The organism is Actibacterium lipolyticum (assembly GCF_900184935.1).
Lineage (GTDB): Bacteria > Pseudomonadota > Alphaproteobacteria > Rhodobacterales > Rhodobacteraceae > Actibacterium_A > Actibacterium_A lipolyticum.
Map to the genome: position 1 here is coordinate 1,380,909 of NZ_FXYE01000001.1, position 24,852 is coordinate 1,405,760.

Sequence of the window (24,852 nt, forward strand, 5' to 3'; positions counted from 1 at the left end):
ACTTCGACTCTGTCAATGCCGGCGTTTGCAAAGATGAACCCAGTCGAGGGTGATTTCCCTTGTGCTTCTGGAATTGTTCTGACGCCAGATGGTGAGATTCAGACACTTCCTTTTGCGGACTGTTTTCCAGATCAGGGAATGGCGTCATTTAATGTTCCGTTCTTTTTTTCGTACTATGCGATTGACGACTTCGAAGCCTCAATAAGGGATACGCTTCAAGCGCTAGGCTTCTCTTATAAGCCGGAAATCTTTCGCCGCCCTCCGTCTGCGGAATGCGCAGCAGTGGGCGATGGTGCCGAGTCGAATATTTTTTGGACGGACTGGGTTGTGATTAATGAAGATTTGCTGAGCGATTTCTCCCTCGAGGTGTCCGCTTTCGATGTTTCACTCGACGAGAGGCATCAGTACCGTATCCAGATCTACGGTTGCTTTAGTGCGGGGACTACTGTCCAATACGTTCAAGTGCCTGGAGACGCATGTCTCTACAGGCAAGCTCCAGTAGCAGAGGGGCCGAACGCATCTCTGACCTCGTTTGTTGATGTTGAGCATCGGGGCTCCGGTGGCCTTTGGCGAGCATACCAAAATCAAGAGTTTGACTCAGCCCCTCTTTTGACTTCAGTTGATCTTCAGTTGAGCTCAGCAATTGAAAGTGTTGAACCTAATAGAATTCGAGCGGCTGAATTCCGGACATGTGAGGACGGATAATGGTTCGTTTGTTAATGACTTGGATTTGGTTTGTCGGAAGTAGCTTAAGCCTTGCGTTGCTTTTGGTTTTTCTTTGGCGCGGAATAATTATTAACCAAGATTTCGCCGAGGTTCTTGATGATCTTGCGGGGATTTATCTTCCGTTTTTCACACCGATTGCCGCCTTTTGGTTTGCCGAAAGGGGGGAGCCATCAAACGCGCCAGCATCTGCAAGTTCGCTAGCAATTGGTATGTCCGTTCTTTACAATATTGTGATGCTCGCAATGCTAGGGTCCGTCCTTTTTTCCGAACAAATCGGAGGCCTAGTCGCCAATAGAATTGACCTGATGCGGCAGGTTGGTCTCTATTTGGGCGGCATCGTAGGCCTTTCGATTGGGTATTTCTTTGGAAAGGAATAGGCCATTGAAAGATGGTACAAAACTTGGTGTCAGTTTCGGTAGGGCAGGCTGGTAGCGATCTGGGCAGTGCGGCTGGTGTCGTGAGGCGACCATGATTTATGATCGCCTCTAGACAACCCAGCCTAGCCAGCTCCCTCCAGCAACGCCTTCGCCTTCCCCTCCATCACCAACCGCGCATCCTGCTGCGGCTTGGACCGGGCGACTGCCGTGATCCCCTGCACGAAGTCGAAGATGCTCTCGGGCGGGCGGCCTTCCTCGGCCAGAACCGTCTCGACGATCCGCCCCGTCTCCGCCTTCGAGAACCTGCGCTTGCGGAGGAAGTCCTGACGGTCCTAGTCCGACCGTGCGACGATCTTCTTCCGCGCCGCGCGGATGCTGTCGATGAAGGGCGCGGGCGAGGACTCGGCGAAGCGGCTGAGCGCCGGGGCAGCCTCGTGGGCGAAGCGGGAGGCGGCGGATTTCGAATGCCGGATAGGTGATCGGTGGTCTTTCGTGGTCGGGAAGCGGCGGCATGCAGGTGATGTTTGGCGATGCCAACGATGGCTCTCCTCTGAGCAGCCCCGCGCCACAGCAGCCGCAATTGCTTTGACGCTTTCTCCAATATGTATATAGTCAACCCTTTGTTTTGGTGCACCGCTCTGGTTTTACGCTGAAAATAGTTCAAACCTTTTGAAGAGGCACCAGATGCTTTTTACTCCATTCCTCCGCGTCACAGCCCTGTTTTGCTTGGTCGTAGCAGCGCCGCTCACCGCACAGGCCAAAACGGTAACCGTCGAATTCTGGGGGGAGGTCGTAGAACTCAAAAACAACGGCGGTCCGGTCACCACGACCTCGATCGCCGTCGGCGATGCGGTGCATGGCAAGTTTACGTATGACCTGACACCCGTGGCTGTGTCCCCCGGTTACGTGGGGTCAACGCGGCCCGATTTTGTCGATGGCAGCGGATCACGAACCAACTATTTGCCCGGTCCCTTCGGCGCGTCCACAACGTTCGAGCTTTCGATCGGTGAATATGAGTGGATCGGGAGGCGCAGCACCATATACTTGTATGTGGCCGACGACTATCGCTACCTGGAAAACGAGGACGACAGAACCGACATCTTTCTCTCCGCCCCTTCGTCGATCGGTCCAACGGTAGATGGCGCGAGTAACAGTGGAATGAGTGTGGGTTTCGGTGATATCAACAACCCTTCGCTGCTGAGCAGTAGTGCCGCGCTGCCCGACCTTGGCGAAATGCAGGACCTCCTTTCGGCCAACCCCGACTACTGGGATCGAAATGGTATCTTTCTAAGCAATGGCGACATCATTCGCTATGGCGTGACAGACGCCATTGCGTCGGTTTCGGCCGTTCCGTTGCCGGCGACGTTGCCGCTCCTGTTGGCAGCTTTCGGTGGGCTCGGCCTCGCGCGTCGCCGCAAGACCGCCTGAGGCCCCAGCACCCGTATCACGACCCGATCACCGCGCCCCCATGTCGCGGCGATTTCTATGTTGACGCCACGTCCTGTCCATCGCGCAGGTCTCCCTGCCGCCCATTTTTTCGATCATCGGCGCCAAGACTTTGCGGCGGTCGACAGGCTGGCTGATCATACCTTTTCTTGCTCTCTGCGGATATGAAATGAATGTCATGAATAGAGCCATTGCTGGATTCTCCATTTGCATTTTTTCGTGTTTGTTTCCACGATCCAATCATGCGCTTTTCTGCGCGGCCAGTCCTTAAGCGTGTTCGGAAAAATTCCAGAAAATTGGGAATTTAGAATTGGGTTCATCCCACCGAACCCAATATCCGCCCTCCGAAATCAGAATGTGTTTTATGCGATCGCAGCCAACGACTGCTTTCCCGCCGTCATGACGCATCGTAACACCGGCGCCTTACGCCGCTAAAACAAGCGCGGTTGCAGGTCGATCGCTGCTTTCTTCATTTCGAATGGCATGCCTTCTTCGTCACCATAGATCTCTTCGTTAAGGTCTTCGCCAGCGTGTCCCAGAATGTCGAGACGCACCTCTTTTTTCACGTCTTTTTGGTTCTTGAGAAACTGGTTGAATGAGTGGCGAAGGCTGTGGCCGTCGAGGCCTTTGGGATTTCCATCAAGCTGTTGGCTGCGGAGCTTTTCCCAATTGTATCGTAAAGCCGAAATGAACTTTTTCTTTTCGCTTTTTGGACGCAGCTCAGGAAACAGAAGGGTTTCACCTTTGGAGCGCATATGGTTCCGATGCTCAATCAGGCCTTGAGTAACAAGATGCTCGTGCATGGGCACAAGGCGTTCGCTTTGGAGGTTCTTTAGTCGTCGCTCGGCGTGTGGACGGATATCAAGCCCATATGAACCGTTAACTTTGACAATTGAATCAACGGTAAGACCTGCAATTTCTTCCATCCTGCCACCAGTATACGCGACGATCATTGGGACGTAATACAGACCATCTTTGTGAATCACATCACCTGCGTCGTGCCGCCTGTTTTCATTTCTACAACCCTGCCACACTGGATGTTTGAATAGTTCTTTTAGTTCATTTTCTTTGAAGGCTGCCCGCTTAGATCTTCCGCGTTTCGTCTCGGTTTTGCGAAGCTTTCTCGTATTAATTTTACCGTTGATCGAAGTGTCTTCGATGCCCTGAGCATAGCTTAGGATTGCAGACACCTGCTCAAGATAAGTGTTGAAGGTTTTCGGGGCCCGCCCAAGGTCATCGTCTGCTGACGCGTTGGCGAGCTCTTGGATGTCGCTCCAGGTGAAGTCGAGGTGAGTGGGACTCCTCATGAAGTTCTTATGAACTTCCGCGAGTCTGCGCTTGAAAATTCTCAGGTGGTACTGCTCGACTTCTGTCACCATTTGAACACCTGTTAACAGACAGAAGAGTTTAATCTTGGAGCGTCTGGCGTTTGCGGTCTTGTTGTCCATCGTTCCGTTGACCTGCGCGTGTTTGATGCTGCGTTCACATACCCCCGCGAAATCGACACCGAATGGGTCTTTCTCAGTTGATCGGTCTAGGTCTTCTTTACAGGCTTTTGCAGCTTCGAACTGATCGTTTAGGAGACGAGTGGTGAGTTCCGATGTAATCAGGTTTACCCCTGAGGTTAATAAAGGTGCAGGCTCGTTTGCAACAACCGTTGACGGTTGCTCGGAAACGTCTGGTGCATTGCATTCCTCTGTTAGCTCCAAACGGGGTTGACGGGCTTCTTGCTCGGGCTGCGCTGCGGCAAGCATAGATTTCAAGTATGCTTGCATGATTTGTGCGTCATGTTCGGCAGAGCGGGGGGCATAGTCCGTTGCGTCTTTGAATTCGCGAACCAAGTGATCCATCATGCCAGGAGATTTTAGCTTGCGGGCCTCCTGATCGAAAATCTCCATAACGCGACTGAGTTCTGTTGGTGACCACTCCGGATCGATGGCATCTACTGGAAATGGGTGATGTGGCCCGAACTTGATGAGTGTCTTCAAAGCATGTTGAAGGGCTGAGCGATCACATTCCGAGAAACTATGTTTGCGGCCGGTGAACCATGCCATCCGGCTCTGTCGCTTCAGATCATCAACGAACTGCTTCAAGCGCCTCTGCATGAATTTATGCACAAGTGCGTCCGGAATCGGATCATGGATGAATGCAAAGGAATTAAGCACGGTCTCGAACTCTTTGGTTAGTGATAGAGACCAGATAAGCGCTTGGTTTTTGTTTTTCGTCCCCAGCGACACCATGAGGGGTGACTTATATGTGGATAAGGTCGGAATTCGCCGACGATAATAAATCCGGTTGGGCTGGACGTATAGGTAGGTAGGGGCAGACATAAGCTCTCCTCGAAGTGGAGAACGCTTTGTTCGAGAAAAGTCCGCAATCAGCAGGGAGGCAACCTTGTGTGCAACTGCTTGTGCAACCTAAATGCTCTTACAGCCTGAAGTCCCTCGGAGGGAACTTCAGGCTTGTAGCAAAATCAACCGCTTAGGGGAAGATTGGCTCCGGCGGTAGGGATCGAACCTACGACCAATTGATTAACAGTCAACTGCTCTACCGCTGAGCTACGCCGGAACGTGGGGTGCTATCTAGCAATAGTGTTCAGCGGCGTCTAGAGGGTTTTGCAAGAAAAATGAAAAGGCTTCTACAACTTCGAAAATTGACCATCCGCGCGCAGCGTTTCGGTGGGCTTTGTCAGGTTTCTTTCAGTTAAATCAATAAGATGAGCGAGGACGTTGCGCGAGGCGGCTGGAAGCAAAGCTTTTGGCGTGTCTGTGTAGATGCGTGCTGCAAGGTCGTTTGCTGTTGCGGGGCCGTGTTCCAAAGCCTTTAGGATTTGCGCTTCGCGCCCGCGCCGGTGGGCGATTAACGACTCTATGCGCTTTGCCGGTGTGATGACCGGCGCGCCGTGGGCGGGGAAAAAGACGCGATCAGACCTGCCTTTAAGCTTTTCCAGCGATTCCATGAAGGCGGTCAGGTCACCATCCGGAGGCGAGACCATAGAGGTGGCCCAGCCCATAACGTGGTCGCCTGTGAATACGATGTCTTGGGTGGCAAAACACAGATGGTTGGCCATGTGCCCGGGGGTCCAGATTGCGGTGACGTCGATATCCCCGACAGACAATGTTTCGCCATCCGCCAAGGTGATGTCAGGGGCAAACCCTTTATCGACACCTTCGCCGCCGCCCAGACCAGTCAGCTGCGCAAGCGCCGCGCGTTGGCCGGCCTTGCTGTCGCCAAATGCATAAACCTTTGCGCCGGTCGCTTGTGCAAGTGCGGGCGCAAGCGGGGAATGATCTAGGTGACTGTGGGTGACCAAAATGTGCGTGATCTGCTCGTCAGGGCCAAGGGCGCGCATTATCGCCTGAAGGTGAGCGTTGTATGCGGGGCCGGGATCAATGACGGTGACGGCGCCTTTCCCTAGAAGATAGGTGTTGGTTCCGCGAAAGGTCATAGGGGACGGGTTGGGTGCAAGAATGCGGCGTACGCCGGGCTCTAGCTGTTCAACCTGGCCGACGATTGGGTTGAACCCGGCAATTTCGTCCATCTTCCGCTTCCTTCCGACTGCGCTGACAGATACGGTCTTAGCTGATGAAGATGGGATGGATCAAACGCACCTTGCCACGAAGCCTGTATGGACGGGCGGCGCTTATCCTTATCGTGCCGATTGTTTCGTTGCAGTTGGTGGTGTCCGTTGTCTTTATTCAGCGCCATTTCGCGGGCGTGACCCGGCAGATGTCCTATGGCATCCAGCTAGAGCTGGGTTACCTGCAACGCCAAGCGAACTCTGCCGTTGATTTGGAAAGCGCACAGCCCAGGGTGGCAGGGTTGGGGCAGGCGCTGCGCCATCAGGTCAGCCTTCCTTCGCAGAGCGATTTCGCAGATCAGCGCCTTTTTTACGACCTGTCGGGGAAAACGGTGATTTCGACGCTGCGTAGCGGTGCTCTTGATGTTTTGGGGATCGACCTAAGGTCTAACACGCGCGAAGTTCAGGTGCTTTTGAACACCCGGCACGGTCCGATGCTGGTTGTGGTGGAGCGGCGACGGGTCTCTGCGTCGAACCCTCATCAACTGTTGGTTTTGATGATTTCCACGGGGTTGTTGATGACCCTGATCGCCTATCTTTTCCTGCGCAATCAGCTTCGTCCCATTACCAAGCTGGCATTGGCCGCAGAAGCGTTCGGTAAAGGGCGCCACCTTAGGTACAAGCCGACTGGTGCGAACGAGGTTCGATCGGCCGGGAACGCGTTTATCGACATGCGCGCCAGAATTGAGCGTCAGATCGAACAGCGCACACTGATGTTGTCCGGCGTCAGCCACGACCTTCGCACCCCTTTGACACGTCTTAAACTAAGCCTGTCGATGCTGGACGAGGACGACGAAACCAAAGAGATGCTGCGCGATGTGTCCGACATGGAGCGGATGCTGGACGGGTTCCTTGATTTCGCGCGTTCGGATGCGTTGGATGATCTGGAAACGGTTGATCCTGCGGCGTTGCTTAAACGAGTTGTCGAAAAGACGACACGTGGCGTGACCTTTGGCGAGCTTCCGCAGGATATGCAGGTCACGCTGCGCCCGATGGCGATCGAACGCGCTTTGCTGAACCTTGTGAACAACGCTTTGAATTACGGAACGAACTGTATGGTTAGCCTGACGGTCGCCGACAGGGTACTTCGTTTTACCGTGGAAGATGACGGGCCGGGCATTCCCGCCGACAAGCGCGATGCGGCGATGCAGGCTTTCACGCGCCTTGATGAGTCGCGCAATCAGAATCGGGGGCCGGGGGTTGGGCTTGGCCTTGCCATTGCATCTGATATCGCACGACGCCACGGGGGGATGCTGCGACTAAGTGAAAGTGAAACGCTGGGTGGGCTGAAGGCCGTCTTGGTGATCGCGCGCTAAAGAACGCACCGGAGGGAGTCGTTTGTGGCGCTTCAGTCGTCGCAACTTATTGCGGCGTCGCGTGGTATTTCCCACGAATCTAACAGGGAATTCGTTTTCTCACGCGGCGACTTTCGAACCGCGCCTGATTGCGCGACATACCGGATTTTCCAGTCGCAGGGCTGATCGTCAGAACGGGCTTGCCAGAACGCAATGGGCCGGCGATATGCCCGTAAGTTGTTGAAACTGTTGGTAGGCCCGGAGGGACTCGAACCCCCAACCAAAGCGTTATGAGCGCTCTGCTCTAACCAATTGAGCTACAGGCCCGACCTGAGGAGAGTGAGTATCAGACCGGCATCTGCCGTCAAGCACCTCGTATGGCCCGTGGACAGCGGGCGGGTTATCGTCTATCGCAGCGCCGAATGACCGGGGGATATGTTATGAGCGATGGCAAGAACGGGCTAACCTATGCGGATGCAGGCGTAGATATCGACGCGGGCAACGCGCTGGTCGATCGGATCAAACCAGCAGCCAAGCGGACCAACCGCCCCGGCGTAATGGCGGGTCTTGGTGGCTTCGGCGCTTTGTTCGATCTTAAGGCCGCGGGCTATGTTGACCCGGTTCTGGTTGCGGCCACCGATGGTGTGGGCACCAAGCTGCGTATCGCCATTGATACTGGCGAAGTCGGCGGCGTGGGCATCGACCTTGTGGCGATGTGCGTGAATGACCTTGTGTGTCAGGGCGCAGAGCCGCTTTTCTTCCTTGATTATTTCGCCACCGGTAAGCTGGAAGTTGAAGAGGCTGCCAAGGTTGTCGAAGGCATTGCCGAAGGCTGCGCGCGCTCTGGCTGTGCGCTAATCGGTGGTGAAACGGCTGAAATGCCCGGCATGTATCATGACGGCGATTTTGACCTTGCTGGTTTTGCTGTTGGTGCGATGGAACGCGGTGCGGCCCTGCCGGACGGTGTTCAGGCGGGTGATGTCCTGCTTGGCCTTGCGTCGGACGGCGTGCATTCCAACGGCTATTCGTTGGTGCGCAAAGTCGTAGAGATGACCGGCCTTGGCTGGGATGCTGATTGCCCGTTTGCAGACGGCACACTGGGGCAGGCACTTCTGACGCCCACGCGGCTTTATGTCAAACCTGCGCTGGCGGCTGTTCGGGCAGGGGGCGTTCATGCGCTGGCCCACATCACCGGTGGTGGTTTGACCGAAAACCTGCCTCGTGTCCTTCCGGACAATCTGGGGGCGGATATCGACCTTGGCGCGTGGGATTTGCCACCTGTCTTCCGCTGGTTGGCTGAAACCGCCGGCATGGAGCAGGCAGAGCTGCTGAAAACCTTTAACGCTGGTATCGGTATGATCCTGTCCGTCGCAGCCGATCGTGCTGACGAACTGGAAAAACTGTTGGCTGCCGAAGGCGAAACCGTTTCCCGCATCGGGACCGTTAGCGAAGGCGCTGGCATGCGCTATTCCGGGACGCTTCTGTGACCAAACGCGTTGCCATTCTGATTTCTGGCGGCGGCTCTAATATGGTGTCGCTGGCGGAAAGCATGACCGGCGACCACCCGGCGCGCCCGGTTCTGGTGTTGGCCAACGATCCGGCGGCTGGCGGGCTAGCCAAGGCCGCTGCGATGGGTATTCCCACGGCAGCGGTGGATCACAAGCCATTCGGGAAAGACCGCGCCGCGTTTGAAGACGCGCTTCAGGCAAAGCTGGAAGAGGCGCAGCCAGACATCCTTTGCCTTGCCGGATTCATGCGGATTTTGACGCCCGGTTTTATCGCCAAGTGGGAAGGGCGGATGTTGAACATCCACCCGTCGCTTTTGCCAAAGTACAAAGGCCTGCACACCCACGCCCGCGCATTAGAGGCAGGGGACACAGAACACGGCTGTTCGGTCCACGAAGTCACTGCAGAGCTGGATGACGGCCCGATATTGGGGCAAGCCCGCGTTCCCGTACTGCCCGGCGATACGGCAGATATGCTGGCGGCGCGGGTCCTTCCGATGGAGCATAAATTGTATCCCGCGGTGCTTAGGAACTTTGCAGCTGGTGCACGCGAGCCGATCTTTATTTCATAAACTCTTTCCTTTCGGCGACTTATTGCCTAAACCGTCAGGACGGGTGAGGGCAGGAAAACAACGATTGCACCAGGAACAGCGTCCCTGAATGAGAACACTTACCAAGACTGATGAGCTTGCAGCCTTCTGCGCCGAAGCGAAGAATGGCCCATACGTTACTATAGACACCGAATTCCTAAGAGAGCGGACCTATTACGCAAAGCTGTGTCTAATACAGCTGGCGCTGCCGGGGGATGGAGAGGCGGTTCTGGTGGACCCGCTGACCAATGGCCTTTCGCTTGATCCTCTATACGATCTTTTCCGCGATACAAGCGTGGTCAAAGTCTTCCATGCTGCACGGCAGGATCTGGAGATTTTCTTCGTTGAAGGAAAGGTATTTCCAGAGCCGCTGTTCGATACGCAGGTTGCTGCGATGGTCTGCGGTTTTGGCGAACAGGTGGGGTACGAAACCCTTGTCCGCAAAATCGCGAAATCTCCGCTCGATAAAACCTCTCGGTTCACGGATTGGTCGCGCAGGCCGCTATCCGATGCTCAAAAAACCTATGCGTTGGCCGACGTTACGCATCTGCGCGTAATTTATGAATTTCTTGCAGCTCAGCTTGAAAAGAACGGGCGCGATAAATGGCTGCGCGAAGAGCTGCGGGTTCTGACGAACCCTGAAACCTATATCGTGCGTCCGTCCGAAGCGTGGAACCGTGTTAAAACGCGCACCCATTCCGGTAAGTTTCTTGCCATGGTGCAGGAACTTGCGCGTTTTCGCGAAGGGTATGCGCAATCACGCAACGTGCCGCGCAACCGCGTTTTCAAAGATGATGCGCTATTAGAATTGGCATCGACCAAACCACAAAACCACAATGACCTTTCAAGGTCTCGGCTGTTGTTGCGTGAAGCCCGTAAGGGTGAAATCGCCGACGGGATCATCGCTGCGGTCAAGGCCGCCAGCGAAATGAACCCCGACAACTATCCAAAGCCGGCAAAGAGCAACGACAAACTGCAGGTAAACCCGGCACTTGCGGATCTGTTGCGTGTGCTTCTTAAGGCCAAATCCGAAAACGCAGGCGTTGCGCAAAAGCTGATTGCCACCTCATCCGACCTTGATCAAATCGCCGCTGGTATGCGCGATGTGATGGCCCTTAAGGGCTGGCGGGCAGAGGTGTTTGGCAACGACGCATTGCGCCTGTGCGAAGGCGAATTGGCGCTAAGGGCCAAGGGCAACAACGTGGTCGTCGTCGAACTTTAGCGACGACTGCTACGTTGGTTTTGGGCGCCTCTCACAACGATCGTGCGAACATTGGCAAGGCTTTGATCCGAAAGGAACACAGCCGCCGTAATTTCGCGCGAGGCTTGTGTGCCAGCGGGGCCGACGGTTGGGGGTGGAAATGCGCGGAAGCTAAACACAAGCGTTCCGTCTTGCGGCTTTGCGTTGTTTTCGGCAACTAGATCTGCTTCCCAGTATCCTTGCTCTGTCGGCAGGCCCGTCGCGCGGACAATCGCGCCGCCCGGCACGCGTTCGATTTGCATCGATACGACCTGATCAACCAACCAGCGCCGTTCGACAGGGGCTGCTGGAACCTCGCTGACGGAAAGCGTTTCTTCGGTGCTGCCGCCAAACCAATTAAAGGGGTTCAGGCGGGATTCGCTGACAGTACTGCACGCGCCAATAAGCAAAACAGCGGACAAAACGGGAAGAAGTGGTTTTTTCATCAAAAGCCCTCGCATAGCTCCATTGGGTTAGCCCAAACCGGGCGTCTTGAAAAGGCAAGACAGCCCAGCACTGGACCTTTGCGGGCCAAGTGCTTAGGTCATGGCGCGAAAGAGCAGGGGGCGAAGATGGCCAGCGAAGCGTTTGAAGACATTGTGGACACGTTCGAATTTCTGGAGGACTGGGAGGACCGGTACCGCCATGTGATCGATCTGGGGAAGGCAATGGACCCACTTGAAGAGGCGTTTCGCGTTCCCGCCACCAAGGTCGACGGCTGCGCCAGCCAAGTTTGGTTGCTGCCCGAGATTGAAGGCACAGGCCCAAACGCCACGTTCCGGTTCCGTGGCGAAAGCGACGCGATGATCGTGCGTGGGCTGATCGCGGTGCTGGTGGCGCTCTATTCCGAGCAAAGCGTTAGCGACGTGTTGAAGATTGATGCGCCAGCCGAACTGGCTCGGCTGGGCCTGAACGATCACTTGTCGGCGCAACGCTCTAACGGGTTGCGCGCGATGATCGAACGGATCAACCTTTTGGCCAGTCAGGCCGCCGCCGCCTAAGCCTTGCGGTAATGGCGCAAAACGTACAGGCGGATGGCCGATGCCAAGCCGCAGTCCAAGCCGCGGTCCGCGTCAATTTCGGCGGCTAGTGCGTTGAGTGTAATTGATTTTTCTTCCGCGATTTCACGAAACGCGCCCCAAAAGTCATCCTCTAACGAAACACTCGTGCGGTGCCCTTTTAGGGTCAGGGAACGTTTGATGGGGCGGGTGTTCACGTGTCGTCCCGCCGATGCTTTTCAAGGTCGCTGCGGGCCTTTTCATTTCGTGCGGACTCTAACGTTTTGACGGCTTTCGTCCGGCCAAACTTGACTGAATTTTCATCACCGGTGGCGCGCTTCTGATCACGCTCTCGCGCCTTGCGCGCAGATTTTAGGTTGATGATTTTGGGCATTTAGATTGCCGCCTGTGCAAGGATCAGTTGGCTAGAATGTAAGCCAACACCCCCACCTTCGATAGGGGGCATGAAAACCGCCGATACGATGCACCGGCGGTCTTCGTTAATTCAGATCAGCCCTTTGGCCCGATCATCTGCTCTGGGCGGACGACACGATCAAAGGTTTCGGCATCTACAAAGCCCAGCTTGATCGCCTCTTCCTTCAGGGTGGTGCCGTTCTTATGCGCGGTCTTTGCCACGGTGGTCGCGTTGTCGTACCCGATTTCAGGGGCCAGCGCGGTCACCAGCATCAGGCTTTCGCGCATCAGCTTGTCGATCCGGGTCTCGTCCGCCTTCAGGCCGGCGATCAGGTTGTCGGTGAACGCACCACAGGCATCGCCGATCAACTGCATGGATTGGAGCACGTTGTAGGCCATCATTGGCTTATAAACGTTCAGCTCAAAGTGGCCTTGCGATCCGGCGAAACCGACAGCGGCGTCGTTGCCCATGACATGGGCGCAAACCTGTGTCAGCGCCTCGCACTGGGTCGGGTTGACCTTGCCCGGCATGATGGAAGAGCCCGGCTCATTCTCGGGCAGGACAAGTTCGCCCAGACCGCAACGTGGGCCAGAGCCCAGCAGGCGGATGTCGTTCGCGATCTTGAACAGGGATGCGGCGACGGTTTTCAACGCACCCGAGATTTCGACCATCGCGTCATGCGCGGCCAGTGCTTCGAACTTGTTTGGTGCCGTCACGAAGGGCAGGCTGGTGATTTCGGCCATGTTCGCGGCCACGGTCACGTCCCAACCCTTGTCGGTGTTCAAGCCGGTGCCAACGGCGGTGCCGCCCTGTGCCAATTCGTAAATCCGGCCAAGCGCGCCTTTGACCCGTTCGATCCCCATCGCAACCTGATGGGAGTAGCCCGAGAATTCTTGGCCCAGCGTCAAGGGGGTCGCGTCTTGGGTGTGCGTGCGGCCGATCTTGATGATGCCGTCAAACGCCTTCACTTTTTCCTCAAGCGCGGCGTGCAGCTTTTCCAGACCCGGCAGCAGAACATCGCGCGCTGTCATCGCTGTTGAAATGTGCATCGCAGTTGGGAACGTGTCGTTCGAAGACTGCCCCATGTTGCAGTGATCGTTCGGGTGCACCGGATCCTTCGATCCGATAACGCCGCCCAGAATTTCGATCGCGCGGTTGGCGATAACTTCGTTCGCGTTCATGTTGGACTGCGTGCCAGAGCCCGTCTGCCATACGACCAGCGGGAAGTTGTCGTCAAACTTGCCGGCAACCACTTCCGAGGCGGCTTGGATAATCGCGTCCGCCTTGTCGGCGTCCAGCTTGCCAGATTCTTTGTTGGCCATGGCGCAGGCCTGTTTGATCACGCCAAGCGCGCGCACGATGGCAACGGGCTGCTTTTCCCAGCCGATCGGGAAGTTGATGATCGAACGCTGCGTTTGCGCGCCCCAATATTTGTCAGCAGGTACTTCCAGTGGGCCGAAGCTGTCGGTTTCTGTGCGGGTCTGTGTCATGAGAGCAATCCTCCGGTATACGGTTGCATGCCGTTTACCCCCGCATGGCCAGCGTGGCAATCACCCAGCAGGGGCGTTAGCGCTATTTGCGGAAACTATCGAGGCTGACAACCTCTGCATCTTTAGGCGTGGTGCCGGATGGCGCGTCATCCGCATCCAATTCCGCCAAAATATCATCCTCGTCGTCATCTTCATCATCATCGTCCGAATCTTGCGTTTCAAAGCGCAAGCCGAACTCAACCGACGGATCAACGAACGTGCGGATCGCATCATATGGGATGAAAAGGGGTTCGGGGTTGTCGCCAAAATTCAAAGTCACGGAAAACGCGTCTTCGCCAACATTCAGGTCTTCGAACCAGTGCTGAACGACAACGGTCATCTCTTCCGGATAACGGTCACGCAGCCAATCCGCGATGATCACGTCAGGATGCGTCGTGTCAAAAGTGATGAAGAAGTGATGCTGGCCGGGAAGGCCGCGTTCTGAAACGTCTGTAAGCACACGCCGGATCAACCCGCGCATGGCACTGTGCATCAAATTTCCGTAGTCTATTCCGCGCGACATAGGGCCCCCAAAGCCGACATGCGCGACAGCATAGAAGATTCGAAGTTTTATGAAAGGGGCGTCAGGCTGGATTCTTTACATGCTTGTTAAAGAACTGCTGTGATTGCCCCCAACGTCGCCATCAGAACAAGCACAAGGGGCAGGTTCCAACGGCGCCACAAAAGCAGGACACCGGCAAGTACTGCCAGCGTTATAGCAGTTAGGTTAAGTGAGCCGACGATTGGCACGATGGTGTCGATAGGCCCGGATCGCAGGGTTTGGACCTGACCAAAAAAGACATGCGCAGAAAACCAAAGCGTTAGGTTCAGAATGACCCCAACCACGGCGGCCGTTACGCAGCTCAATGCCGCGGAAAGCCTAGGCTGCGTTGCAAGGCGGTCGATATAGGGCGCGCCCGCGAATATCCATAAAAAGCAGGGGGCGAATGTGACCCACAGCGTAACGATTGCCCCAAGAATGCCAGCGCCAACGCCGCCCGCTTTGTACGCGGCCAAATAACCCACGAACTCTGTCACCAAGATCAGCGGCCCCGGCGTGGTTTCCGCCAAGCCCAACCCATCCATCATTTCGGGCGTCGTAAGCCAGTTGAACTCGCCAACGACCGCTTGGGTCATATAGGCCAGTACCGCATATGCTCCGCCGAAGGTCACGATGGCGAGCTTGGAAAAGAAAAGCGCAATGTCCCCCAACAGTCCGGGTTGCACCGCATACAGGAGCGCGACAGGCAGCAGCCAGATTACCGCCCACAATGCGACAGTACGTGCCGTGTTCGTCTGGGGCGGCGGGGCCACGTCGGCTTGGGCTGTGCGGTCTGCCGTTACGAACCCATAAAGTGCGGCTAGGGCGATAATGAGCGGAAAGGGCAGACCAAAAGCGAATATCCCAAGGAATGAAAGCGCTGCGATGACCCATCGCGCGGGGCTGTGTAACGCACGTTTGGACAGTTTGATCAGCGCTTCGATCACGATGATCACAACAGTGGCTTTGACGCCCAGAAACAGCGATTGCGCCAGCGGGACGTTTCCATAGGCACCATAGGCAACAGCCAGCCCCAGCACGACGGCGGCACCAGGCAGCACAAACAGTAGCCCCGCCAAAAGTCCGCCGGGAACGCCGCGCATTCGCCAGCCGGAATAGGTGGCAAGCTGCATCGCTTCGGGTCCAGGTAAAAGCATGCAAAAAGAAAGGGCGCGCAAGAATTGCGCTTCGCTGAGCCATTGGCGGTCATCAACCAATTCGCGGTGCATCAATGCGATTTGCGCGGCAGGCCCGCCGAATGACAAAAGACCGATCCGCCCAAAGACGCTTAACATGGTGCGAAAGCTTGGCGTCTCCATCAGTCAGCCCCTTAAAGCGGACCAACCGCGGCCTTCGTTATCATTATGGATATTCATCTCAGCGTACAGTTATTGCTGATGATCTTTAAACTGATGTGACAGTCAGAAGGACTTGCGCATAAATCAGTCCGCGGCGGCGTGATTGAGCCAGCCGATAGGACGTTCAAGGAAATGGTTGGGAAGTGCAGGCTTCTGTTGCCAGGTGCCTGCGAACCCCGCCTTACGCTGCTAGGCGAAAGGGCTTAAGATTTCGATAGATCGAACTGCTTACGCAGCCAGAGCCATCGGAGCTTTGTTGTCATTTGCAACTAGCTTAAACGGACCGATATCGGTGGTACCTCACCGAGACAAAGCTAACCCCTTTAGACGTTCGTCGATCCTATTTCGACCCCATGATCCCCAAATGAAGGATGTTTGGTGGAGTCGCCGGGTACCGCCCCCGGGTCCGATCCGCTTATTACGAGCGCGTTTATGTCCATAGTCCCGAAGGACAACTTTTATATATGAGGAGGGCTGCTAAGGTTCAAGCATTCACAGAAAAACATTTGGAAAAGGAAAGGTATTCCAGAAGTGTGTGAAAGCCTTCTTTCGTCTATGATCAAGGCATAGATTGGTATTTATACAATGACTTTTAGTAAGAAACATTCAGAAAGCGCTGCCTCTGGACTTACTAGGGAAACGCGCGATCAGGCGATTGAACGCCTCTACGATGTTGCACTTGATCCAGCGCGCTATGAAACGCTTTTGGATCTATGGGAAACTGCGTTACAGCCGCTGCGTGAGCAGGCCGATTTTAATTCGGCCCGATTGCTGGATGACCCTGTTATTTCCAGCCATTTCACGCGGGCAGAGGAATTCCTTGATCGTGTGAACCACGCAGAGTCCCAAGATCAGCTGAACCAGGCGCTTGCGCCATTTGAAAAGCTTGCAGCGTTTCTGCTGGATGCCCAGAACAATGTCGTCGCGGCGAACCCCGCGGCGGGGCAATCACTTGGCCTTCAGCCGGGTGTGCCGCTTAGCGCGATGTCGGTGAACCCAGAAGACAGCGACAGCATCCTTTCAACGGCGCGGTCCCTGATTTCTGGCAAAGTTGAAAACGCCGCTGTTCTGCGTGTCAGGTCGCGCGAAAAAGGGCATTTTGTCGTGCTGCGGCTTCAACGCACGGTTCTGAACGACGGGGCCAAATACATCTTGGCCGCGTCTTCCGAAGTCAGCTGCCCCGAAGGTTTTTCTGACCTTCTGCGCCGCGCCTTCGGGTTGACGAATGCCGAGGCAAATGTCGTTCAAGGCTTGGTCGAGTGTTGTTCCGTTCGCGAAATCGCCGAACAGCGGGGCAGGTCGGTTGATACTGTCAGGGCGCAAATCAAATCCATCTTGTCGAAGACGGAAACCCGATCCCAAGTCGAACTGGTGCGCTTGGCGCTGTCGATGATGGATATGACGCAGCTGACGCTTAACGTGGATCTTAGCCCGCGTATCGTAAGCCGCGGTTATGCCACGTTGAAAGAATGCCCGTTTGAAAGCCTGTTGACGCCAGACGGGAGGCGGCTCGATTATCTTTGCCTTGGTGATCGACAGGGCGCGCCTGTTCTGTTCTTGCCTTTGGATTACGGCCTTGTGCGTTGGCCCGCTTCGGCCGAACGCTCCGCAGAAGAGCAGGGGTTGCGGATTATTGTTCCGGTCCGATCCGGTTATGGCGCTTCGGATATGGTTGATAAGTCGAAAGATTATGACGAAACGCTTTATGCGGATGTCCTTCAAATCCTTGAAGTGGAGCGTGTGAAAACATGCCCGATCATCAGCCTTGGCGGTGACAGCTTCTATTCCATCGGGTTGGCCAACAGATTTCCAGAACGGTTTCCTGCTTTGATCGCCTGTGGGGGCGTTTTGCCCATGACCCGGCGCGAGCAATATGAGCGGATGGAAAAATGGCACCGGTTCATTTTGGCCGGGTCTAAATACACGCCGCATTTGCAACCGTTTATGGTGAAGGCTGGTTTCTATCTGGCGCGCAAAATCGGCAAGCGTGGGTTTGTGCACGCGGTCTATGGTAACTGTAAGGCCGACGTGGAAACCTTTGAAGATCCAGAAGTTTTCGAAGCAATGGTCACCGGTTCCGAGGTCGCCTTGACCGATGATAACAGTGCCCACGAAGCGTTTTCCAGAATGTTGCTGGGGCCGCAGAAGGACGATTGGTCTGACGCTGTGAACGCTTTGAAAGATAAGACGCCGGTTATCTTTTTTAACGGCATGCAAGATCCACAAGTTCCACTTGCCACGCTAGAGGAATTTCAGCGTGATTATGATTGGATCGACTATCGCGTTTACGAAAACGCAGGCCAGTTAGTGTTTTTCCGCTACTGGCGCGACGTCTTGAAAGAATTGAAGAAATACACGCTTCACTGATGCTTTTACCCAACCTGGGGTATGACGCCTATTTCGGATGTCAGCTAAGGTGAAATTATACAAAAAACAGTTTGTACCGAGGTTAGTTTGTTGCGGGAATTTTTAGATTTCATAAGGGCTTACCCCGATCTTCTCGAACTCTCTGGTGTGGTGGGTTCGATCCTGTATGTCGGTGGTTTTGCATTGGTTCAGGGTGGTGTGGTTTGCGGAAATGGTAAAACTTATGCCCTTTCGAAGATTTTTGCAGCTTTGTTCGTTTTGTTGAGTTTGGCTGGTGCGTTTAACCTCGGGGCCTTTCTTATTCAGATTGGCTTTATCTCGTTCGGCTTGTGGGGGTTGGTGCGTCGGGTCGAAATTAAGGACACGGTCCCGATTGTTCGGATCCCCGAAAACCCGATCAAGGTGTGATCAGTAAGAATTTTAACAAGTGATTTAATAACCAAAGTGGCAGCCACCTAGGCTGTGTTTTCTTCTTCGAATGCATCGTGAGTGGTGAGTTTGAAGTCAAACGCCCGGGCTTGCCCCGGGCGTTTGTTTTGCCAGCTTAGAAACCGGCTTTGATCTTTTCGAACTCTGCGCTTTGTTTTTCGCGCAGTTCGCCGCTCATGGGAAGCTGTGCAAGCACAGGGGCAGAGATCGGGCCAAGGCCCACTTCGGTCAACGCCTCGTCCCCGACTTCGGCCATCGCAGCGGCGTTGGACTGGCCATAACCAGCGTCCAGAAGCGCCCCGGTGGAAGAGGGGTCAAGCATCGCGTTGAGGTAGTCATAGGCTTTCGCCTCAACCCCTTCGCCGTCTTTCAGGTTCACATAACCGCACAGCCAAAGCGAAGAACCCTCAGCCGCTTCGCGCTGAAAGCCGATTGGAAAGCCTTCTTCGACCATGGTTGGCAGGGTTTCGTTCCATGCCCAGCTGACCAGAACCTCACCGGTGGCCAAAAGCTGCGAAAGCTCAGCCGGGTCGGTCCAGTAGGTGCGTAAGTTCGGGTGCACCTGACGCAGCCAATCAGACGCGGCCGCGAATTGTTCGTCGGTGGCATTGGTCCAGTCCGTGGTGCCGGTGGCAAGATAGGCCAGCGCATAGGCATCATCCACGTTGTCCGGAAGGGTCATCCGGCTGGTGTATTTCGGGTTCAGAAACACTTTCAGTGATGCGACGTCTTCGGCAGGGACTTGATCCGAGTTATAGGCAATCGCGGTGGAGCCATAATCGGTCGGAACAAAGTAAACATCCGAACTGCCAGCGGTGACATCTTGGCCGGTCAGATCGGCGTTCAGATCAGCATAGGCGGTGATTTGCGCGGTGTCCCATGGTTCCAGAATTCCGGATTCCACCCATTTGGTCACCGAACCGGCGCAGACGTGGCTGACATCGGATTTGAAACCCGAGCGCAGCTTCTGAAGCGCTTCTTCTTCGTCGCCGAAGAACGCGAAATTAGGGCTGTCGCCGTTCTTTTCCACATAGGCGCTGTGGAAAGCGGGGTCTTCAAAACCCGAATAGTCAAAGACCAGCAGGTCGGTATCTGCGGCCATGGCGGTGGTGGCCAAAGCAGCAAAGGCGGTGCTGGCAAGCAGCTTTTTCACAAGAGTCATGAACATCCCTCCCGTTAGGGCGTTGCGGTACAGAACGACGCTAGATCAGCAAATGACCGTCGACAAGTGGGAAAAGCATTGGCGCGATCCGGTTGAATTATTGCCTTGAAAACAGGCGGTTCAAGGGGCCGTGTTGCGGGTGCGCGCCGCGCGGACATCACGGCCCAGCCGCAGTGTTTCCTGACACAGCGCATCCAACTGAGCTTCGACGCCAACGGGATTCTGTGCCTCTAGGGCGTCGGTAAGGGCAACGTGCAGCGCGATGATCCGCGCGCGGTCGCGGGCGGAAAAGGTGATCATGTTCATCAGGGGCTGCATCCCTTCGACCGCACCGGCAAGGTGATAGGACAGAACCGGGTTTTCCGCGCCGTCCACCAACGTCCGGTGAAACGCGACGTCAGATGCACAGAATCCTTCGTCGCTTAGGCCCGGTTGCTGTTGACGATGAATTTCAGCGCGCATTGCGGCCAAGTGATCCGCCGTGCGCCGTTTGGCCGAAAGGGGCGCACAGGCGCGTTCAAGCGCAAACCGTGCCTCGCAGGCGGTTTCAAAATCGACATCATTCATCGACAGCAAAAGGGTGGAGGTCGTGATTTGGTCGCCATACGCCTCGTCAAACCGCAGCCGGTTTACGAACGCGCCGCCGGTGGCCCCACGCTGCGTCCGGATTAGGCTTTGCGCCGCAAGGCGCTTTAGGGCTTCGCGCACCGTCGGGCGAGACACGCCAAAGGTTTCCGAAAGCTCTGCCTCGGACGGAAGGCGGGCATCAACGATCAATTCGCCAGAAACGATCGCATCCCGGATCGCCTTGGCAATTTGGGCTGAAAGGTCGGCGTCTGGCTTTAGCTTGGTTTTCATCGGGCGGTTCCGTGTGGTGCAGGTTTTCATTTGTCAGACATTTAAATGTATGACAATTCTTTTCACGAGTCAGCGCGAATAGATTCAGTGAAACCGGCGGATCGGATAGGATGAAGGCCACACCCATCTGGGTAAGGGGCGGGCTGCCAGACTTTGAATGATCGATTGGAAATGATGCGCGGCGCATTGCGTGGCGCTTTGGAGTGGAGGAGAGCGGAATGTTCAACGCATTGGTGGTTGAAAAGGACGACGAAGGCAAAACCCACGCCGCAGTGGCGCAGCTTGAAGACGGGCAACTGCCTGACGGCGACGTCACGGTGGCCGTGGAGTTTTCGACCGTGAACTACAAGGACGGGTTGTGCATCGGCCCGGGTGGCGGACTGGTCCGCAATTATCCGCATGTTCCGGGGATCGATTTTGCGGGCACTGTCGAAGCCTCGGACGATGCGCGCTACAAACCCGGTGACAAAGTCGTGCTAACCGGTTGGCGCGTCGGAGAGGCGCACTGGGGCGGCTATTCGCAGAAGGCGCGGGTAAAGTCCGATTGGCTTGTGCCGCTGCCTGACGGCCTGACATCGCGTCAAGCGATGGCGGTTGGAACCGCTGGGTTCACTGCGATGTTGGCCGTCATGGCGTTGGAAGATCACGGTCTGAAACCGGCAAACGGTCCGGTTTTGGTGACGGGTGCCGCGGGTGGCGTTGGATCGGTTGCCACAGCCATTCTTGCCAACCTTGGGTATGAGGTCACCGCCGTTACGGGCCGCCCTGAAACGGCTGATTACCTGAAATCCCTAGGGGCAAGTCAAATCGTTGCACGTGAAGAGTTGAACGAACCCATCAAACGCCCCTTGGAAAGTGAAAACTGGGCTGGGTGCGTTGATGCCGTTGGCGGGGCGATGTTGGCACGTGTTTTGGGGCAGATGAAATACGGGGCCTCGGTCGCGGCAGTTGGCCTTGCCGGGGGCGCGGGCCTGCCTGCCACGGTGGTTCCGTTCCTGCTGCGCGGCGTTAATCTGTTGGGGATCGACAGCGTTATGCAGCCCTATGAAAACCGTCTGCGCGCGTGGCAGCGGATTGCCAAAGACCTGCCTATGGACAAGTTGGAGGCGATGGTTCAGCCCGCGACCCTGTCAGATCTTCCCAAGCTTGGTGCGGATATTCTGCAGGGCAAGGTCAAAGGCCGCGTCGTGGTTGATGTGAACGCCTAAAAGGGCCGGTAAGTGCTCTGGCGCAGGCCTCTGGTGATAAAAAGATTGATTACCTGATGTCCGCGCTAGATCAGCACCTGTGGCGACCTGTTCGCGTTGAAAGTGGCAAAGTTTAAATGACTGAAAATCCTCCGATTATCTTGTGGTTCCGGCGTGACTTCCGGCTGTCGGATCACGCCGCACTTTCAGCAGCGTGCCGCACGGGCCGCCCAGTGATCCCCGTGTTCATTCACGATCAGGGTGTTGAAGAGCTGGGCGCTGCGCCCAAATGGCGGCTGGGCCTTGCGCTGGAAGAGTTTGAGCGGTCTCTGAACGTGAAAGGATCGCGCTTGGTTTGTCGGCGCGGCGATGCGCTTGGTGTGTTGCAGGCGCTTGTGGCGGAAACTGGGGCCGGGGCCGTGTTTTGGTCGCGACAGTACGATCCGCAAAGCATGGCGCGTGACACCGCTGTGAAAGCCGCGTTGAAAGACAGCGGGGTAACGGCAGAAAGCTTTCCCGGACATGTGATGTTCGAACCTTGGACTGTCGAAACCAAGACCGGCGGCTATTACAAGGTCTACACTCCGTTCTGGCGTGCGGTGAAAGAACGCCATGTGCCTTCACCATTGCCAGCGCCCGAAGGCTTCACCGCACCGCAGGAATGGCCGCAAAGTGAAGTGATTGCCACGTGGGATATGGGCGGTGAAATGCGTCGCGGGGCAGCTGTGGTGCAGCAGCATGTCGCCGTTGGTGAACAGGCTGCGTTAGAACGGCTACATGAATTCGTGACCGACAAAGTTGAATACTATAAGGCCGAACGTGACTTTCCCGGTATCGATGCAACCTCGCACCTGTCGGAAAACCTGACCTATGGTGAAATCAGCCCGGCCACAATTTGGCACGCTGGTCATCGCGCCCATCACGAAGGGGCTAAAGGCGGCGAACACTTTCTAAAGGAACTTGTCTGGAGAGAGTTCGCTTGGCACCTGATGTACCACACGCCACACATCGCTAAGGAAAGCTGGCGCGAAGGGTGGGAGCATTTCCCGTGGTCCGAGGACGCCGAGGCTCCGCAAGTTTTGGCCTGGAAACAGGGGCGGACAGGGGTTCCGTTCGTCGACGCCGCAATGCGCGAGCTTTATGTCACGGGCACCATGCACAATCGCGCACGGATGATCGTTGGGTCATACCTGACCAAACATTTGCTGGTGCATTGGCGGATCGGTCAAAAGTGGTTCGAAGACTGTTTGGTGGATTGGGATCCAGCCGCAAACGCAATGGGGTGGCAGTGGGTCGCGGGGTCCGGCCCCGATGCGTCACCGTATTTCCGGATTTTCAACCCTGAAACCCAGCTGGACAAGTTCGACGCCGATCGAAAATACACCGATGCTTGGATCGCTGAGGGTCGCTCTGATCCAAGTGCGACGGCGCTTAGTTATTTTGACGCGGTTCCGGTGAACTGGCGATTGTCACCGGCTGATCCTTACCCATCGCCAATTGTCGGCTTGGCAGAGGGGCGCGCGCGCGCGCTTGACGCCTATGCGAACCGTGGTTTTTAGGCTTACGCCACAGCAACGCGCAAAATCTTTAAACCCACTTGCGCAAAGGGCTTTTGCCGCCGAAAATGCACGGCGGTAATACTGACATGAAAGACGCCAAGAATGCCCACCGCAGCCCGCCTTATCGCCGCGATTTGTTTTGCCGCGGTGGCATATTTCGCATCTGACAGCTTTAAGGTCCTTCTGCCCGAGGGCACCAAAACCGATATGTTCAGCGAGATTAACGCCCTGATCGGTGCCATCATCGGATGGCGCGTTATGGGCCGTGTCGCCGGACACGGGTATCGCGATGCGATTAACAGCGGGCTTCAAACCTCGGCCACGATGGTTTTCTATGTCATGCTGTTTCATAGCGTCGCGCAGATGCTGAAAAACTCGACCCGCTTGAACTATGACGGCCCCATGGAAGCGATCGTCGGCATTTTTGAGCTGGCGGTGGAATATGGCGCGATGATGGTAACGTCGGCAGAGGTTATGATTATCGTCATTGTCGGCGGCATCCTTGCTGCGTGGATGACCGAATGGGTCGCTGCGCGCTGGAGCTAAGCATTGGGCGATATGTTTTTCTATGGCACGTTGTGCCACCGTCCGCTTCTGGAATGTGTGCTTGGGGACGAACGTGAAGGCGTTCAGATTTCCGCTGCGCGCTTGCCCGGTTACGCGTCCTATTGGGTGAAAAGCCAATCCTATCCGATGATTGAACCTTTGGCTGGCGGGCATGCCGAAGGGTTGCTTGTACGCGGACTTTCAGAACGCGCAATCGCACGGTTGAACTTCTACGAAGGAGGTTTTTCGTATTGTATAGAAGAGGTTACCGTCGAATATTCGGGTGAATTCGCGCGCGCGGACGTTTATTTTCCGCAAGCTGAACAGTCGAAAGGTGAACCGTGGTGCCTTGAAGATTGGGCGAAAATCTGGGGGCCGGTAACGGTCATTGCAGCGCAAGAGGTGATGCAAGACTTCGGTATTCGTTCTGCGGCTGAAATCGCTCAGCGGTTTGGCTCGATCCGTTCGCGCGCGGCGTCGCGCATTCGTGCACAGGACGCTGCCCCAACGACTCTGCGTGGTGCTGCGGTGCCCAGCGATGTGCGGTTGCACAAAGCTTCGCGCCCCTATGCGGATTTCTTTTCGGTTGAAGAGTATGAGCTGACCCACCGCCGATTTGCGGGCGGTGAAAGCGCGGTTTTATCCCGTGCAGGGTTTGTCGCCACGGATGCCGCTACGTTGCTGCCTTATGATCCCGTGCGTGACCGTGTTCTTCTGATCGAGCAGTTTCGCGTGGGCCCGTTTGCCCGCGGCGATGCGCAGTGTTGGTCGTTAGAGGCGATTGCAGGCCGGATTGATCCGGGCGAAACCCCCGAAGAAGCGGCGCGACGAGAAGCACAGGAAGAGGCGCATCTGACAATTGGCGCGTTGCATCCTGTGTTCAACTATTACCCGTCGCCGGGCGCGTTAAGTGAATTCCTCTATTCCTATGTCGCAATTGCGGATCTGCCCGACGATGCCGCCGGTTTGGGCGGAGCAGTCGACGAGGGAGAGGATATTCGCGCCCATGTCATTGGTTTTGAACGATTGATGGCGCTGTTGGATACGGGCGAAGTGCAGAACGCCCCGCTGATCATTTCGGCGCTATGGTTGGCACGTAACCGTGATCGGCTTCGCGCGGGTGCTTGAGTTCCCCTAAAACGAG

24 protein-coding genes, 2 tRNA genes, 1 other RNA gene and 1 pseudogene are annotated in these 24,852 nt (G+C 55.9%); 14 read left to right on the plus strand and 14 right to left on the minus strand.

The features are described from left to right. Positions 1-33: 33 nt before the first annotated feature. Together COL8621_RS06880 and COL8621_RS06885 are read left to right on the plus strand one after the other, a co-directional pair. Positions 34-705: a hypothetical protein gene (locus COL8621_RS06880; protein ID WP_141137851.1), complete on the plus strand. Its 672-nt coding sequence runs from the start codon at positions 34-36 to the stop codon at positions 703-705. Then, a complete protein-coding gene (locus COL8621_RS06885) occupies positions 705-1,103 on the plus strand; it encodes a hypothetical protein (protein ID WP_093966521.1) in 399 nt (132 codons plus the stop codon). The genes COL8621_RS06880 and COL8621_RS06885 overlap by 1 nt, the downstream gene beginning before the upstream one ends. A gap of 122 nt (positions 1,104-1,225) precedes the next feature. On the opposite strand, the pseudogene COL8621_RS19295 reads toward COL8621_RS06885, so the two are convergent. Beyond that, positions 1,226-1,576 (minus strand): annotated as a pseudogene (locus COL8621_RS19295) (DUF932 domain-containing protein); the annotation flags it as partial. A 211-nt stretch (positions 1,577-1,787) separates the two neighbouring features. On the opposite strand from COL8621_RS19295, the gene COL8621_RS06895 reads away from it, so the two are divergent. Next, on the plus strand, positions 1,788-2,531 hold the full coding sequence (locus tag COL8621_RS06895) for a VPLPA-CTERM sorting domain-containing protein (protein WP_093966522.1): 744 nt from the start codon (positions 1,788-1,790) through the stop codon (positions 2,529-2,531). A 449-nt stretch (positions 2,532-2,980) separates the two neighbouring features. Here the strand turns inward: COL8621_RS06895 and COL8621_RS06910 are convergent, their stop codons facing one another. The 3 genes from COL8621_RS06910 to COL8621_RS06920 form a co-directional block, all read right to left on the minus strand. Beyond that, positions 2,981-4,879, minus strand: a complete 1,899-nt coding sequence (locus COL8621_RS06910; RefSeq protein WP_141137852.1) for a site-specific integrase — start codon at positions 4,877-4,879, stop codon at positions 2,981-2,983. Positions 4,880-5,042: 163 nt separating this feature from the next. Continuing rightward, positions 5,043-5,117, minus strand: a tRNA-Asn gene (locus COL8621_RS06915). Positions 5,118-5,187: 70 nt separating this feature from the next. Continuing rightward, a complete protein-coding gene (locus COL8621_RS06920) occupies positions 5,188-6,090 on the minus strand; it encodes an MBL fold metallo-hydrolase (protein WP_093966526.1) in 903 nt (300 codons plus the stop codon). Between the two features lie 44 nt (positions 6,091-6,134). Between COL8621_RS06920 and COL8621_RS06925 the strand changes: the two genes are divergently transcribed. Next, positions 6,135-7,445, plus strand: a complete 1,311-nt coding sequence (locus COL8621_RS06925) for an ATP-binding protein (RefSeq protein ID WP_093966527.1) — start codon at positions 6,135-6,137, stop codon at positions 7,443-7,445. Positions 7,446-7,674: 229 nt separating this feature from the next. On the opposite strand, the gene COL8621_RS06930 is transcribed toward COL8621_RS06925, so the two are convergent. Next, positions 7,675-7,751, minus strand: a tRNA-Ile gene (locus tag COL8621_RS06930). 113 nt (positions 7,752-7,864) lie between these two features. Here COL8621_RS06930 and purM point away from each other — a divergent pair. The 3 genes from purM to rnd all read left to right on the plus strand — a co-directional run bounded on the left by purM (position 7,865) and on the right by rnd (position 10,741). Next, a complete protein-coding gene (gene purM, locus COL8621_RS06935) occupies positions 7,865-8,911 on the plus strand; it encodes a phosphoribosylformylglycinamidine cyclo-ligase (protein ID WP_093966528.1) in 1,047 nt (348 codons plus the stop codon). Continuing rightward, a complete protein-coding gene (gene purN, locus COL8621_RS06940) occupies positions 8,908-9,501 on the plus strand; it encodes a phosphoribosylglycinamide formyltransferase (RefSeq protein WP_093966529.1) in 594 nt (197 codons plus the stop codon). Before purM ends, purN begins: the two co-directional genes overlap by 4 nt. An 88-nt stretch (positions 9,502-9,589) precedes the next feature. Next, positions 9,590-10,741, plus strand: coding sequence for a ribonuclease D (gene rnd, locus COL8621_RS06945; protein ID WP_093966530.1), 1,152 nt, complete (start codon positions 9,590-9,592; stop codon positions 10,739-10,741). Here the strand turns inward: rnd and COL8621_RS06950 are convergent. Next, positions 10,738-11,205, minus strand: coding sequence for a hypothetical protein (locus COL8621_RS06950; RefSeq protein ID WP_093966963.1), 468 nt, complete (start codon positions 11,203-11,205; stop codon positions 10,738-10,740). The genes rnd and COL8621_RS06950 overlap by 4 nt on opposite strands. 126 nt (positions 11,206-11,331) lie before the next feature. On the opposite strand from COL8621_RS06950, the gene COL8621_RS06955 reads away from it, so the two are divergent. Next, a complete protein-coding gene (locus COL8621_RS06955; RefSeq protein WP_093966531.1) occupies positions 11,332-11,760 on the plus strand; it encodes a SufE family protein in 429 nt (142 codons plus the stop codon). Here the strand turns inward: COL8621_RS06955 and COL8621_RS06960 are convergent. The 6 genes from COL8621_RS06960 to ssrA form a co-directional block, all read right to left on the minus strand. Further along, a complete protein-coding gene (locus tag COL8621_RS06960) occupies positions 11,757-11,975 on the minus strand; it encodes a ribbon-helix-helix domain-containing protein (RefSeq protein WP_093966532.1) in 219 nt (72 codons plus the stop codon). The genes COL8621_RS06955 and COL8621_RS06960 overlap by 4 nt on opposite strands. After that, positions 11,972-12,151 (minus strand): DUF4169 family protein, encoded by a 180-nt coding sequence (locus COL8621_RS06965; protein WP_093966533.1) that lies wholly within the window; start codon positions 12,149-12,151, stop codon positions 11,972-11,974. Before COL8621_RS06965 ends, COL8621_RS06960 begins: the two co-directional genes overlap by 4 nt. 116 nt (positions 12,152-12,267) lie before the next feature. Next, positions 12,268-13,662, minus strand: coding sequence for a class II fumarate hydratase (fumC, locus tag COL8621_RS06970; protein WP_093966534.1), 1,395 nt, complete (start codon positions 13,660-13,662; stop codon positions 12,268-12,270). Between the two features lie 82 nt (positions 13,663-13,744). Continuing rightward, positions 13,745-14,224, minus strand: a complete 480-nt coding sequence (locus COL8621_RS06975) for an SspB family protein (protein WP_093966535.1) — start codon at positions 14,222-14,224, stop codon at positions 13,745-13,747. Positions 14,225-14,310: 86 nt separating this feature from the next. Beyond that, positions 14,311-15,561 (minus strand): chromate efflux transporter, encoded by a 1,251-nt coding sequence (gene chrA / locus COL8621_RS06980; protein WP_093966536.1) that lies wholly within the window; start codon positions 15,559-15,561, stop codon positions 14,311-14,313. Between the two features lie 181 nt (positions 15,562-15,742). After that, positions 15,743-16,092, minus strand: a transfer-messenger RNA (tmRNA) gene (ssrA, locus tag COL8621_RS06985). Positions 16,093-16,185: 93 nt separating this feature from the next. Here ssrA and COL8621_RS06990 point away from each other — a divergent pair. Next, positions 16,186-17,967, plus strand: a complete 1,782-nt coding sequence (locus tag COL8621_RS06990; protein WP_093966537.1) for a bifunctional helix-turn-helix transcriptional regulator/alpha/beta hydrolase — start codon at positions 16,186-16,188, stop codon at positions 17,965-17,967. An 87-nt stretch (positions 17,968-18,054) separates the two neighbouring features. Beyond that, the gene (locus COL8621_RS06995; protein ID WP_141137853.1) at positions 18,055-18,375 is read left to right on the plus strand and encodes a CBU_0592 family membrane protein; all 321 of its coding nucleotides are present in this window, start codon (positions 18,055-18,057) and stop codon (positions 18,373-18,375) included. 136 nt (positions 18,376-18,511) lie between these two features. Here the strand turns inward: COL8621_RS06995 and COL8621_RS07000 are convergent, their stop codons facing one another. Both COL8621_RS07000 and COL8621_RS07005 read right to left on the minus strand, forming a co-directional pair. Beyond that, complete coding sequence (locus COL8621_RS07000; protein ID WP_093966964.1) at positions 18,512-19,558, minus strand: ABC transporter substrate-binding protein; 1,047 nt, start codon at positions 19,556-19,558, stop codon at positions 18,512-18,514. Between the two features lie 120 nt (positions 19,559-19,678). Further along, the gene (locus tag COL8621_RS07005) at positions 19,679-20,416 is read right to left on the minus strand and encodes a FadR/GntR family transcriptional regulator (RefSeq protein ID WP_093966965.1); all 738 of its coding nucleotides are present in this window, start codon (positions 20,414-20,416) and stop codon (positions 19,679-19,681) included. A 218-nt stretch (positions 20,417-20,634) separates the two neighbouring features. Here COL8621_RS07005 and acuI point away from each other — a divergent pair, with 218 nt between their 5' ends. The 4 genes from acuI (at position 20,635) to COL8621_RS07025 (ending at position 24,836) form a co-directional block, all read left to right on the plus strand. Then, positions 20,635-21,624 (plus strand): acrylyl-CoA reductase (NADPH), encoded by a 990-nt coding sequence (gene acuI, locus COL8621_RS07010; RefSeq protein ID WP_093966539.1) that lies wholly within the window; start codon positions 20,635-20,637, stop codon positions 21,622-21,624. Positions 21,625-21,740: 116 nt separating this feature from the next. After that, positions 21,741-23,162, plus strand: a complete 1,422-nt coding sequence (locus tag COL8621_RS07015) for a cryptochrome/photolyase family protein (protein ID WP_093966540.1) — start codon at positions 21,741-21,743, stop codon at positions 23,160-23,162. A 102-nt stretch (positions 23,163-23,264) separates the two neighbouring features. Then, positions 23,265-23,708 (plus strand): TrgA family protein, encoded by a 444-nt coding sequence (locus COL8621_RS07020; protein WP_093966541.1) that lies wholly within the window; start codon positions 23,265-23,267, stop codon positions 23,706-23,708. Between the two features lie 12 nt (positions 23,709-23,720). Further along, on the plus strand, positions 23,721-24,836 hold the full coding sequence (locus COL8621_RS07025) for an NUDIX domain-containing protein (protein ID WP_235823802.1): 1,116 nt from the start codon (positions 23,721-23,723) through the stop codon (positions 24,834-24,836). Positions 24,837-24,852: the final 16 nt, after the last annotated feature.

Excerpts from the sequence above, each read along its gene's own strand:
- COL8621_RS06880 (WP_141137851.1), top strand. The coding sequence starts at position 34 with ATGAACCCAGTCGAGGGTGATTTCCCTTGTGCTTCTGGAATTGTTCTG.
- COL8621_RS06885 (WP_093966521.1), top strand. The coding sequence starts at position 705 with ATGGTTCGTTTGTTAATGACTTGGATTTGGTTTGTCGGAAGTAGCTTA.
- COL8621_RS06895 (WP_093966522.1), top strand. The coding sequence starts at position 1,788 with ATGCTTTTTACTCCATTCCTCCGCGTCACAGCCCTGTTTTGCTTGGTC.
- COL8621_RS06910 (WP_141137852.1), bottom strand. The coding sequence starts at position 4,879 with ATGTCTGCCCCTACCTACCTATACGTCCAGCCCAACCGGATTTATTAT.
- COL8621_RS06920 (WP_093966526.1), bottom strand. The coding sequence starts at position 6,090 with ATGGACGAAATTGCCGGGTTCAACCCAATCGTCGGCCAGGTTGAACAG.
- COL8621_RS06925 (WP_093966527.1), top strand. The coding sequence starts at position 6,135 with ATGAAGATGGGATGGATCAAACGCACCTTGCCACGAAGCCTGTATGGA.
- purM (WP_093966528.1), top strand. The coding sequence starts at position 7,865 with ATGAGCGATGGCAAGAACGGGCTAACCTATGCGGATGCAGGCGTAGAT.
- rnd (WP_093966530.1), top strand. The coding sequence starts at position 9,590 with ATGAGAACACTTACCAAGACTGATGAGCTTGCAGCCTTCTGCGCCGAA.
- COL8621_RS06950 (WP_093966963.1), bottom strand. The coding sequence starts at position 11,205 with ATGAAAAAACCACTTCTTCCCGTTTTGTCCGCTGTTTTGCTTATTGGC.
- COL8621_RS06955 (WP_093966531.1), top strand. The coding sequence starts at position 11,332 with ATGGCCAGCGAAGCGTTTGAAGACATTGTGGACACGTTCGAATTTCTG.
- COL8621_RS06965 (WP_093966533.1), bottom strand. The coding sequence starts at position 12,151 with ATGCCCAAAATCATCAACCTAAAATCTGCGCGCAAGGCGCGAGAGCGT.
- fumC (WP_093966534.1), bottom strand. The coding sequence starts at position 13,662 with ATGACACAGACCCGCACAGAAACCGACAGCTTCGGCCCACTGGAAGTA.
- COL8621_RS06975 (WP_093966535.1), bottom strand. The coding sequence starts at position 14,224 with ATGTCGCGCGGAATAGACTACGGAAATTTGATGCACAGTGCCATGCGC.
- chrA (WP_093966536.1), bottom strand. The coding sequence starts at position 15,561 with ATGGAGACGCCAAGCTTTCGCACCATGTTAAGCGTCTTTGGGCGGATC.
- COL8621_RS06990 (WP_093966537.1), top strand. The coding sequence starts at position 16,186 with ATGACTTTTAGTAAGAAACATTCAGAAAGCGCTGCCTCTGGACTTACT.
- COL8621_RS07000 (WP_093966964.1), bottom strand. The coding sequence starts at position 19,558 with ATGACTCTTGTGAAAAAGCTGCTTGCCAGCACCGCCTTTGCTGCTTTG.
- COL8621_RS07005 (WP_093966965.1), bottom strand. The coding sequence starts at position 20,416 with ATGAAAACCAAGCTAAAGCCAGACGCCGACCTTTCAGCCCAAATTGCC.
- acuI (WP_093966539.1), top strand. The coding sequence starts at position 20,635 with ATGTTCAACGCATTGGTGGTTGAAAAGGACGACGAAGGCAAAACCCAC.
- COL8621_RS07015 (WP_093966540.1), top strand. The coding sequence starts at position 21,741 with ATGACTGAAAATCCTCCGATTATCTTGTGGTTCCGGCGTGACTTCCGG.
- COL8621_RS07020 (WP_093966541.1), top strand. The coding sequence starts at position 23,265 with ATGCCCACCGCAGCCCGCCTTATCGCCGCGATTTGTTTTGCCGCGGTG.
- COL8621_RS07025 (WP_235823802.1), top strand. The coding sequence starts at position 23,721 with ATGTTTTTCTATGGCACGTTGTGCCACCGTCCGCTTCTGGAATGTGTG.